Raw genomic sequence first — 11,749 nt, 5'->3', positions numbered from 1 at the left:
GATGGACCTCAAAGGCAAAGTTGCGATCATCACGGGTGCCGGTAGCGGTATCGGACGGGCCTCGGCCCTTCTCTTTGCCGAACATGGCGCAAAGGTCATCGCCAGCGATGTCACCGATGCGGTCGAGGACACCGCCAAGGGATCCGAAGGCAATATCATCGCGATCAAGGCCGACGCCGGATCGGAAGGCGATGTCGAAATGCTCGTCGAAGCAGCAGAACAGCGCTTTGGCGACCTGCATGTCTTCTTCGCCAATGCCGGAATCGGTGGCGGCTTTGAGGGCATTTTCGACAGCAGCGTTGCCGAATGGCAGGAAGTCTTGCGGGTCAATCTGATCGGGCCGTTTCTCGCCTGCAAATATGCCGGCAAGGTGATTGCGGAAAGCAAGCACGGCGGATCGATCATCTGCACCGCAAGCGTCGCCGGCATAAGATCCGGAGCCGGTGGCCCCGCTTATTCAGCGTCCAAGGCTGGCGTCATCAATCTGGTCAAAGTAGCCTCGCAGCAGTTCGCGACATCCAATGTCCGCTGCAATGCGATTTGCCCGGGCATCACCGAAACCGGCATGACCCAGTTCATCTACGACAAGGCCCGCGAAAAGGGCAAGGAAGACCGGCTTGGTTATCTCAATCCGCTGCGCCGCGGCGCGGCTCCTTCTGAGATGGCAGAGGTAGCGCTGTTTCTGGCATCCGACCGCTCATCCTATGTCAATGGACAAGCCATTGCGGTTGACGGCGGCCTGAGCGCTTCGCACCCGGTCACCCGTCAGGAATTTGGCAGGACTGCGGTCTAGGATCAGCTCCTAATTCGCGAAGGCAAGATCGCCGTTCCCGAGTTGCACGAAATCGACGCGGCCTTGATTGGCTCCACACAGGAATGTGCGCTGGTCGCTGTTCGACAATGCGCCTTCCACTCGCCAGCCTTCACCATCACGTGAAACAGACTGGATTGCCGAAACCCGCGCATCGCGACCCGCTTGCCGTTCAGCGGCATCGGAACAGGCATTTATCGCCAGGTCCATGTCGCCTGTGCTGCGGTCATATCTGCTGTCATTGCGCGTATCGGCGCGCCGGTCATCATAGCGCGGCGCATCGTTGCGATAGTCGCGATCTTCATAGCGCCGGTCGCGGTTGCTTTTTGACGCTGCACTGGCAATCGCGGCAATCCCGCCGATTACCAATATTCCAGCGAGGACGTCACCCCCGTCAATCCCGCCACGATGGCGGCGATGTCCGCGATAGCCCCGATATCCACGAGAACTGCGCCAGCCTTCTGCCTTGTCGCTGTCGGCAGTCCAGCCGAGCGCACCGGCATCAATCGGCGTTGCGATCGCGACGCCCCGGTGCGTGGGGCTGTGCATCGGCGCAGCCATGGCTGGTGAAAATCCGGTAAAAACCAAAGCAGTGGAGGCTGCAATCGCAGAAAATCTGGTCATCTTCGTCATATCAATTACCCCGTTTAGCGCAGATCCCATACCCCGAAACCTGCCGTTAGATCCTACATAGATGGTCCAGCCTGTCACCAGGCTGAACCATCATTTGTCGTTCAATCATGCGGATTGCGTCTAGCGCCGGGCATATTTAAGCCCGCTGAACTGCACGTCGCTCACCCGGTTGCCTTCGATATAGCAAGTGAACTTGCCTTTATCGGAATAGCTGTTCCGCTGATAGCGACCACGGTTCTGCTCGACTTCGATCTTTCCCTTGATCCGATAGCCATTGCGGGTCCGGTCGACGTCGCGAATATCGGTTACCGAAGCCCGGCCGCGATTGGTCGCGCCATTTTCTGCGGCGCGTACGCAGCGGTTCACAGCCTCACGCTGATCGATCTGACGATAGCGGGCGTTTGAATAACGATCATTCTGATAGCGGTCACCGCGATAATCATTGTTGCTATATCTCCGGTCCTTGTTGCCGGAGCTCGCAATTGCGGCAATTGCGCCGATGATCGCAACACCGGCGATTACTTCGCCAGCACTCGGTCCGCCATTGCGGCCATCCTTAGCCATTGCGGGGGTAGCAGAAACGGCCATTGCAGCAGCAGTAGCGGTTCCGACAAGAGCCTTGTTTAACTTGTTCATGTCCACTTTCCTTTCACACTGCCCGAAACCTTTTCCCGAGCTTGCAAACTCCTTTTAGGAGAGTCGGCTTGAGTGAACGCTGAACTGGCCTGACAGGAACTGTTCATATTAATGGTCACTTTTATGAACGCGCGAGCAATCGGGGACTAGAGATACAGCCCCTTCTCTGAGTGTAGCGGGACAAAAGCATCTGGAGTCAGGGACAAGAGGTTTTAGAGCACTGGAGATCGTCATCTCCGTCCTGGCTGCCAAAAATTTTGCGCAGTGTTAGTGGTCAATATCTGACATTTGGCACCCGCACGGCGTACGACCGCTTCCGCCCCAATATACGTCATTCCTGCACTTGCCGCAAATGACCGAAAGCCGTCTTTGCAGACGCCATGCCAGCTACCTTTTCCCGTAAAAATTGACATTTATTTTCAAAAGCTTAGGGCGGAGCGAGTTCACGCACATATCGGTCTAGCCAACATAGTAATCCAACCGCCGACAATTATCCAAAAGGGGCCATCAAATGAAGATAACAGAGGCGAAATTGCAAATATCAGTCGAGAAAAGAGATTATGAAAAGCCAGTTTTAATTGAGGTCCTCAGTATAAACGACGACACATTTGGCAAAGGCTTCTATACAGTCAATGAGTATAACAGCCTCAATGGAGGCCCGAGCTAGGGACAACAGGATGGACAGCGCAGGATGATCATTCCTGCGCTGCCATATCAGCTTTGGGGTGCAGACAGATTGTCCAGCCACGGCTGACAACATAATTTCCGCGTCCCGAGTCCACCTTTCGCCCATGCTGTCCATTCTTTGATATACGCCACAAGCGCTGCCTTGCCGTTTGGCGTGCGTCCGCTTTGTTATAATTCGACTCAAAACCCGCCATTCCGCAAACCACCCAAAAGCAGTCCGTCGGCAAGCGCCCCAATAGCTGTCGTTCCTGCGCTTGCCGCAAATGACCTGAAGCCGCCTTTGCGGCCGTCATGCCCGTTACATTCCCCTGCAAAAATTGACATTCATTTTCAGAAGCTTAGGCTTAGAGCAAGTTCACGCACATATCGGGCGTGCCAATATAATAATCCAACCGCCGCAGATAACCCAAAAGGGGTCGCAAAATGAAGATCACAAAACTGAAGACGCAAATGCCGGTCAACATATTGCCATATGAGAAGCCCGTACTGGTCATTTTGGGAAGCACTTTACACACGGAAGCAAAATCTAATTCCCCCAACGAATACACCGCATCCGGCGGTTACCCTGTCGGCCCCAGTTAGTTCGCCACCTAGCAGCATGGCAACTCGGGAATTATTAGCCCGGGTCGCTATATACGAGGTGTAAGGGCTCGGGGATGCAGACAGATTGTCCAGCCACGGCTGACAACATAATTTCCGCGCCCACCTTTCACCCCATATATTAGGGTCCCGATCCTGAGGCCAGATCATTTGGTCGGTGGAAAGAACCGATGGTGATTTTCGACAAAAGTAGACTTTTTGTGTCTCTGACCCGGTTGCAGCAGTCCATGTCCAAAAAGCCTTTCAGCGGGCGGTGCAGTGAAAAATCGATCGGCGATCCTTTGGTCAGCTGGATCGTCGGGTCGAGCGGCAGGAAGGCCGGCCGCCAATCGACAGCCGGTTGATGCGGCGCGATGGACAGCCACTGACCCGCCAGTGACATTTTGAACCAACCGGCAAAACCGTGGCAGATTGCATCGCGGGCCGGATTAAAGGTTATGTCTCAGCGTTGATATCAGAACTGCTTGCCCCATAAAGCCCCAAACGTTCACCTTTTAAGGCCATCAGGTCTGGGTAATGCCAATTAATACAGACAACTATCCAGGGCTGGCAGCCAACAAGCCGGCCAATATGGATCGTGATGAATGCTTCGCGCTTCTCCACCGTGCGCTTAGCGTTTTGGCATGGCTTCAAGACACTGGCGCGGTTGTTGCACACATCAGCGGAGGCAACTTGCCACGTATGATGGGGATGCGGCAATCGTTCGGATACGCAATCGGGGAAGAACGTGACCGATCATCTTGCCGACCGTGTAAAAGTCAATCCCGGCATTGATAATGAACGACGTTGCACTGTGCCCCAGATCGTGCAAGTGAAGGTCAGGTAGTCCAGTGAGATTGCTTGCTAGCATTAAAGTTCTAGGGGCGGGGAGCGTATCACAAAGTTTGTGCATCCCAGCATAGAGATGTCATTATTGATGAACCATATTTACAGTTGTTATAATTTGACCATCGAAAGTGAAATGACATTGACCGAAATGGTCGTCTTGTCAGAGCGTCCGGACTCGGTTGATGTACGCATCACACAGGGCGCAGTGGACCCCGCCGGATTGGAAGGGGCAGAACAGGTTGGTCCCTTTTTATGGGCGACGCCCAATGTGCTGCAACTGCATGTGCCCGATGTGGCCCGTTTCCTGGTTAGCGATGGCAACAGCATTGTTTTTGATCCGGCCCCCGACATTGACGAAGATAGCGTGCGGGTATTCATGCTCGGTTCGGCGCTGGGCGCGTTGCTGTTCCAACGCGGCTATTTGGTGTTGCACGGCAACGCCGTTCAGATCGGTGACGGCTGTATCATTTGTGTTGGCCATTCGGGGGCAGGAAAATCAACGCTCGCAGCCGCGTTCATGCAGCGGGGCTATAAATTGCTGGCCGATGATGTTGTGCCAATCGATAATGATTGCCGCGCCATCCCCGGTTTTCCACGCATAAAGCTATGGCAAGATGCGGCGGACAAGTTGGAGATCGATACGACTCAGCTAACCCGAATCCGCCCGAATATGGAAAAATTCAACCTGCCGATTGCGGATAATTTCGTGTCCAAGCCGCTCCCGGTCGAGCATATTTACATTTTGCGCAGCGACGATGATGAAAACGGTTTTTCTTCGACCGCTATCAAAGGCCTGCAAAAATTTCCTGCTCTCCATGCCAACACCTACCGCCAGAAATTTCTCGACAGCATGGACTTGCGACCTGACCACCTCAATCTATGCGGAAAGCTGGCCAGTCAAACCCCGATAACCCGCGTTGTGCGCCCGCGATTGGGTTTCAAGGTTGATCAACTGGTCGACCATATCTTGGCTGACCTGTCCGAAAGCGTTTAGACGTGGGCGCGATTTACTGGCTTTCCTCCTATCCGAAGTCCGGCAACACATGGTTCCGGACATTCCTGCAAAATCTGAAGCAGGATGGTGACGCACCGGTTGACATAAACGAGTTGCATACCGGATCGATTGCCAGCGGCCGAGGCTGGCTGGACGAAGTCCTGGGTTTTGACACCGCCGATATGCGGCATGATGATATTGATGCATTGCGGCCGGCAGTCTACGACTGGAGCCTGAAAACGCCTGACTTGGAATATCACAAAATCCATGACGCCTATACATTTCTCCCGTCCGGAGAGCCGTTGGTCAGCAGCAAGGCGACGCGCGGCGCGGTCTATTTTGTGCGGAATCCGCTTGATGTGGCCTCTTCCTTTGCCAATCACCTGCAATGCAGCGTCGATCAGGCCATTGGACGGATGGCGGCGCCGGAAATGGCCTTTGTGAAGTCTGAAACGAAACTCAACAACCAGGTGCGGCAAAAATTGCTCAGCTGGTCCGATCATGTGCTTAGTTGGGTTGACGCTCCCGGTCTTAATCTGGAGGTCCTCCGCTATGAAGATATGCTCGGCGACAGCTTGGCAACATTTACCCGGGCGGCGCGCTTTCTGGAGCTTCCTGATGACCAACCGCGTGTGGAAAAAGCGCTCCATTTCAGTCGCTTTGACCGCTTGCAGGAACAGGAACAAGCAGGCGGTTTCAAGGAAAAGCCGGCCAATACGCCAAGCTTTTTCCGGCAAGGCAGGAGCGGCGGTTGGCGTGATGAACTGAATGAGGAGCAAATCGCGAGAATCATTGCAGATCACGGGACGGTGATGCGGCGGTTCAACTATCTCGATGAGCATAACAACCCTTTTTGAAGCTCTAATATCCTGAAATGATGTCTTGGGCTTTTCGCTAAGAGGGCAACAGACCGGAAGCAGATCACAGTTGGCAAACAGCTCAAGCGATCTCTCGCTCTAAAGCTCCTCCAGGAACCCGCCCGTCAAAATTTGCGGCAGACTGGCACCAAAGCCGTTATTCCCCTCCAGCAAAATCGGCCCGCTTGGGGTCAGCACCCAATCCCATGCGATCGCCCAGAAATCGGAAAATTGCTCATGCGCGGAGAGACTGTGCTGGATTAGGGCTTGCCAATCAGGCAGCGGCAGTTGGGCATCAAGCTCCGCGAACATTTCCTTTTGGCGCCCCCGAGTTTCTGCAAGCGGGAGTGCATTGCCGGATAGTGGCTGGATCATTCCGCCTTCGGCGTCGACGGACAAGATAACATAGGTTTCGCGCTTGTCCGAAGGCTTACGTTCGATAGGAATTTCCAGTGTCGCACATAATATGGCGATATCTTGCCCGTTTCGGCGCGTGATACATCTTACCGTGATTGCGCGCCCATCCGGCACCAACTGCGCCAGCTGAGGGTGGTTTTGCAAGGCCGGCTGCACCAACCCATAGTCGCGCTGCAACAATGCTTTCCACGCCCCTATGACCGCGTCTTGATCGGGCAATGCATCGCCCTCGAACATGCGTCCTCCTATGGCTTGCCCTTTATGCCAGCATTCAAAGGCACCGAGTCCGCGATTCCCTGACCTGCTTTTGCAGAATAGATGCTCATGTTTTTCAAGAGCATCAAGGAAATCAAAATCTCCGGTTATGGACACCGTTGCCAATATCGGCGCCATCGGTATCCCGCATGATAGCAATAAATCCGTTGTGGCGGCTTTGTTTGCGAGCAGGGAAATCAGCATCGGCGACATGGCTTGGCGATTGTTCCGCCATTTGTGAAAACCGGCTATATGGCTGTCGCTGACATAGTTCCACAGCCGATCCGGTTGTTCCACTAGTCCGAAGCGATAGGCATCCCCGGGCGGCATGCACACCCCGATGCTGATCCGGACGAGCCGGAAAAACTGGCGCGATATTGAGATGCCGCGTTCATCGCGAAGCGTGTTGCCATATAGGCGCAGCGTTCTGAACAGCGCCAGCCAGCCGAGCAGCCCCGCCCATTTTAGCCATAATATTGTTTCAAGCACCAGATAGAGCGGTCTGGGCAAGCGGGGCAGTGCATTCCAGAATATCTGTCTATGCGCCGCTATCTTCGGGTCGTCCGTCGATAGATAGCGCCAGCTGATCATCCCGTGCGGGATATTGCGCTGCCGCAGCTCCCGATCAAGCGCTTTCAGCAATTTCGAACCCTGGCTACGCAACCGGTGTTCCGTGCAACCAGACGTTAAGCCATTTCAGCGACTTTGCCTGCCGCCTTGTCTGAAAATCTAGAACCGGATCCAAGCCATCTGCTTCAAGCCGCTTGATCTTCGCACGCCATTTATCGCGGTCGATCATGTCGGCCAGCAGTGGATGAAGATCGGCATCGAGTTGGCGCATTTGACCAATAATATCATTGATATTGTCGTTCACGGGGGTTTGTCGCTCCCCCATATATTTTGAATCTTTCCACGCCACCCGATCGGGGACTGTTCCTGTGATTGCCCGGCGATGCAAATATCTGCCGACCCGGTTCGGTCCCGCGCGTTCGATGACCGGCGTTGACAAATATTGCTGCACCAACCGTTGGTCCCAAAGCGGCCAGCGATAGTCTATACCGTAAGATGCAGCCATCAACGTGCAATTCTCGAGCCGTGTCGGTACATAGGCCATTTGCATCAATCCGGTGATGATCCAGTCATTATGCTTGCGATGGACCGCATCATAGCGGGCCGTTTCCATATATTCCTGCTCCAGATTATAGCGGGCAACAACCTCTTCGCGCAGCGGCTGTTCCGGCCATCTTTCTTTCCAGGCAGCAAGGAAATTAGCATTATACCCGCCACTTTTCCTTTCCGCATATATCCGTCTGATCAAACGCAATATCCGGAACGGCAGTTTGCCCGGCATCAAATCAATCGCGGCTTTATAGGCACCCTTGTCGACCAGTTCCCGTTGAACATGATTGGCATAATTGGTGACCACTTCATCGCCACCATATCCGGAGAATAACGTCCTGATGCCGTAAGTTTGACATTGCTCGTAGAAGGGCCGGTGTCCGGTCGCATTACCATGTTCTTCCGGATAACCGAGAATTTCAAGATCCTCCTCCATCTGCTTGCCCGAATAGTCGGGGTCACCATAATGCGAAGTATTAATATGATTATGGGTGATCGATGCGGCCTGGCTGGTTTCCAGAATATGAGCCGGCTCCTGTTCCAAAAGCGCAAAGCCGAAACTGTGCAACCGGTCACCTGGAACGCCAAGGAATTTACCGAGATATGCAGTGATAGTGGCGGAATCGATACCGCCGCTATTTTCTGTGCCGAGCGTATAGTCGCTGCTCATCTGGGAGCGCATCACGCCTTCCAAGACCTTGCGATAAGCATCGACGTGTGCGGGATCGCGGGTGAATACATCCGGCGCATCATCGCGCCATTGATGGTAGCGCCGCAATGCGAGCTTGCCATTGGCGACGCTCAGCGAATGTCCGCCCGGCAATTTCATGATTTCCTGATAGGCCGACCGGTCATGACTCTGTGATTGACCGATCATATAGCGCGCGATCCAGCCAGGGTCGGGCGTAGGTTTTGCATTTTTCAGCTTGAGCAGTGCCGCCGGAGTAGAAGCGAAGACAAGACCTTGTGCGTGCGGCCAATAATAAAGTGGCTTTATCCCTATAGGGTCGCGGGCCAGAAAGGCGGTCCGTTTTTCGCTATCGACAATTGCCAGCGCAAAGTCGCCGACCAGCTTTTCAGGCAGGTTTTCTCCCCATTCATGCCATCCGGCAAGCACAAGATTGGCATCGGGCGTTTCATCCAGTGGGCGGTCGAGGAAAAGCTGTGCCGCGAGTTCATCGCGATTGTCCAGCCTTCCCCAGAAGGCGACACGCAAGCGATCTGCAACCAATGGTACCGATGTTATATGACGGGATGATGGCGTATTGAAAATATCAGCCTCGACCAGCAAGCTATGATCATCGCGCTGGTGGCCGCTCACATCCGGTTGATACCGGGGATAAAGGGAGGAAATCCAGACTTCTGGCGAAACCCATGCTTCAACTGGCGGCGAATTTTCAAAGCATAGCAGTCCGGCAAACATATATCTGATCACACCATTGTTGATTAGTCCATCTGGGCAACTAGGGCGATATCAGGTTCCATGCCAGCGCTTTCAGCAAAGCCGCGCGCGCCTTTTTTTAACCCGCTCGTATCATTTGCCAGCCTGCTTTCCCTTTGATAGTGCGTTGACAAATCCAATCATGGGAGACCAATTGTTATGAGCGCATTAAACCTCGACAGCATCGTCCAGCGAAATCCTGAAATGGTATCCGCCGACATGGACGGTGAAATGGTGATGATGAGCATCGAAAACAGCGCCTATTACGGATTGAACGCAGTGGGCTCCGATCTATGGGAAGCCATGGAAAACCCCGTCAGCATCACTGCCCTCTGTGACCGGGTGACCAAAAATTTTGATATCGACATGGCAAGCTGCCAGAGCGATATCATGGAATTGTTGACCGATTTACGTGACCGAAATCTGGTGCAGTTGGCGGAATAGTGAAATGGGCGGAATCTCACCTCCGTTGCGTCTATCAAGATTGAAACCATAAAGCGAACATTTATGACGGCAACACAAATGCCGCCGCTATTCTGTCTCTGGCTGGTGCCCGCGTGGTTCTTTCTGGGTCTCGCCGCTTTGTCATCATCACTGTGACCTTCAAGCGTTCCGATCATTGGCTGGGCTTGCACGACGGCCTTGCCCCGCGCACACCGCTGACCACAGCCCATCAGGAGATACGCGCACGCGCAATCAGCAGTGCGATTATCGTCGCGTCCAAAAATTTGCGCAGTGTTAGTGGTGAAAACCTGACATTTGGCACACGCACGGCGTACGGCCGCTTCCGCCCCAGTTTCGGTCATCGGAATTGATTAGATGACAAATAAAAGCGGCCGGTCGGCTTCCGCCGCAATTGCTGACGTTCCCGTCGACGTCCAATCAGCCCGAAAGCTGCCGTTTTTTTTCAAACATCTGCCAGTCGGCACCTATCTCAAAAAGTTCTCGTTCGGCAACCACGTTATTTCCTATGTTGCCTTTTCCCAAACCGGACCGCCAGTATCGTTGCGCCTACCAATCCTGCCAAACTGGCAATCACCCAACCTAACGAACTGCTTTTTCCATCTGCTCTCTCTGGCTCCGATTTCTCATAAGACTTGGGCATCTGGTCCGCGAAGGAACTGCGTTCGATAGGCTGGTTTCTGACACAAACTAGATGGTTTGCCATGCTCTGGCAACTACCCCGAGAAATATCACCGCTTCTGTTTTGAAACGAGCAGCTATTGTCAAACTGCTTACCCTCGCAGACCCGCCACATTTCCTCATTGCCGTGCGCGCCTTCATGCGCGGCGGCCGATCCGATGACGAGAGTCAAGAATATCGAGGCGGACAACCCATTTGCTGCTACCCGCCTCAAACTGTTTGTTAGCATCAGCTAACCGACCCTTGCTCTCCGGCAAAGCAGCCGATGAACATATTCTCGCCCGCACCGGCTACATGATAATGATAGCCACGGACATCGTCGCTATGTCCGCGGCAATTGTCGAGGCCCGTTGGTTCTGCGCCAGCAGCGTCAACAAGGGCGTACATCGCGTATCCGTCCAGCGCGTAACCGATCCGTGCCGAGTGACCATCGCTGCTTGCAACCGAAGTCGAGCAACCGGTGGCGGCGTGGTAGTGGTAACCTTCGACGGGATTGATGTGACCGCCACAATCGTCAAACGCGGCAATCGTGTAGGCAGCCTTGATCGCGGCGACCGGTGCCGGTGGATCAAATGTGATGCCGTTGAGCGCAATGCCGACCCCGGACGTGCCGATGGAACCAGTGCTGCTTGCGAGCGGCACGGGATTGACCGGAATGAGGTAGGTTCTCGAAATGCCGCCGCCGACATAGGACATTTTCCCTTCGACGCAGTGGTTTTGATATTGCGCCGCCACATTTGGTCGTGCAGCACCTTCGAATGCCGCCTGCGTGTCGGTGACAAAAATATCTCCGGTCGCGTCGTCGTAAAGTTTCCAGTTGCTGTTGTTGTAGAACGTGGCGAGATTGCGAATGAACGCGCCGGTCAGATCGTAGGCTGTGCCGCTCTCGAACCACATTCCAGCGCCACCATCATTGATATTTCTTGGGCAAAAGGTCCCGACGCCATGATCGCTTGGCGCGCCAACGGTCGTAATTCGGTAGCAAGTTGTGTAGGTGCCGCCCGAAAGCGTGCAGGCTTCGGTCGTGATTGTGGTGGCAAGTCCGGCTGCTATGAAATTGGCGGGATCAAGTGACTCCTGAGTGCCTGTCGGGGTCGGTGTAGGGGAAGGCGTCGGTGAAGGGGTGGGTGTCGAGGTGACAGGCAGGATGATAGACGTGTCCGTGACGGAAGAGCTATCTCCGCCGCAACCAGCCATCGCCAGAGCCAACATGCCCGAAAGCCCAACTCTCGCAGCATTGTTAAACTGGATATTCCACATTGCCATACGCCCCCTTTGTCATTTGAAAACATTTGATAGACCGGAATTGAGGATGGAGTGTGGAGATG

General features: G+C 54.2%; 10 protein-coding genes. 4 read left to right on the top strand and 6 right to left on the bottom strand.

Translation table 11 applies throughout. From position 1 onward, the window contains the following. Position 1: 1 nt before the first annotated feature. Positions 2-793, top strand: a complete 792-nt coding sequence (locus ACWFTY_RS06550; protein WP_100092367.1) for an SDR family NAD(P)-dependent oxidoreductase — start codon at positions 2-4, stop codon at positions 791-793. A gap of 9 nt (positions 794-802) precedes the next feature. Here the strand turns inward: ACWFTY_RS06550 and ACWFTY_RS06545 are convergent, their stop codons facing one another. The 3 genes from ACWFTY_RS06545 to ACWFTY_RS06535 all read right to left on the bottom strand — a co-directional run bounded on the left by ACWFTY_RS06545 (position 803) and on the right by ACWFTY_RS06535 (position 3,749). After that, positions 803-1,435: a hypothetical protein gene (locus ACWFTY_RS06545; protein ID WP_447526541.1), complete on the bottom strand. Its 633-nt coding sequence runs from the start codon at positions 1,433-1,435 to the stop codon at positions 803-805. Between the two features lie 129 nt (positions 1,436-1,564). Then, on the bottom strand, positions 1,565-2,080 hold the full coding sequence (locus tag ACWFTY_RS06540) for a hypothetical protein (RefSeq protein WP_447526540.1): 516 nt from the start codon (positions 2,078-2,080) through the stop codon (positions 1,565-1,567). Between the two features lie 1,408 nt (positions 2,081-3,488). After that, a complete protein-coding gene (locus tag ACWFTY_RS06535) occupies positions 3,489-3,749 on the bottom strand; it encodes a hypothetical protein (RefSeq protein ID WP_447526539.1) in 261 nt (86 codons plus the stop codon). Positions 3,750-4,328: 579 nt separating this feature from the next. Between ACWFTY_RS06535 and ACWFTY_RS06530 the strand changes: the two genes are divergently transcribed. Continuing rightward, on the top strand, positions 4,329-5,189 hold the full coding sequence (locus ACWFTY_RS06530) for a hypothetical protein (protein ID WP_447526538.1): 861 nt from the start codon (positions 4,329-4,331) through the stop codon (positions 5,187-5,189). Positions 5,190-5,191: 2 nt separating this feature from the next. After that, entirely contained in the window at positions 5,192-6,046 is an 855-nt protein-coding gene (locus ACWFTY_RS06525; RefSeq protein ID WP_447526537.1) for a sulfotransferase domain-containing protein, read from the top strand. A gap of 99 nt (positions 6,047-6,145) precedes the next feature. Here the strand turns inward: ACWFTY_RS06525 and ACWFTY_RS06520 are convergent, their stop codons facing one another. Both ACWFTY_RS06520 and ACWFTY_RS06515 read right to left on the bottom strand, forming a co-directional pair. Continuing rightward, positions 6,146-7,381, bottom strand: coding sequence for a sugar-transfer associated ATP-grasp domain-containing protein (locus ACWFTY_RS06520; RefSeq protein ID WP_447526536.1), 1,236 nt, complete (start codon positions 7,379-7,381; stop codon positions 6,146-6,148). After that, a complete protein-coding gene (locus ACWFTY_RS06515) occupies positions 7,374-9,158 on the bottom strand; it encodes an asparagine synthase-related protein (RefSeq protein ID WP_447526535.1) in 1,785 nt (594 codons plus the stop codon). The genes ACWFTY_RS06520 and ACWFTY_RS06515 overlap by 8 nt, the downstream gene beginning before the upstream one ends. A gap of 279 nt (positions 9,159-9,437) precedes the next feature. On the opposite strand from ACWFTY_RS06515, the gene ACWFTY_RS06510 reads away from it, so the two are divergent. Then, a complete protein-coding gene (locus ACWFTY_RS06510; RefSeq protein WP_447526534.1) occupies positions 9,438-9,722 on the top strand; it encodes a lasso peptide biosynthesis PqqD family chaperone in 285 nt (94 codons plus the stop codon). Between the two features lie 927 nt (positions 9,723-10,649). On the opposite strand, the gene ACWFTY_RS06505 is transcribed toward ACWFTY_RS06510, so the two are convergent. Next, positions 10,650-11,687 carry a YHYH protein gene (locus ACWFTY_RS06505; RefSeq protein ID WP_447526533.1) on the bottom strand — a complete coding sequence of 346 codons (1,038 nt, stop codon included), beginning with the start codon at positions 11,685-11,687 and terminating at the stop codon, positions 10,650-10,652. Positions 11,688-11,749: the final 62 nt, after the last annotated feature.

The organism is Parasphingorhabdus sp. NYA22 (genome assembly GCF_976973735.1).
Note: the sequence above shows the minus strand (reverse complement) of the source record. Positions and strands in the feature narration are given on the sequence as shown.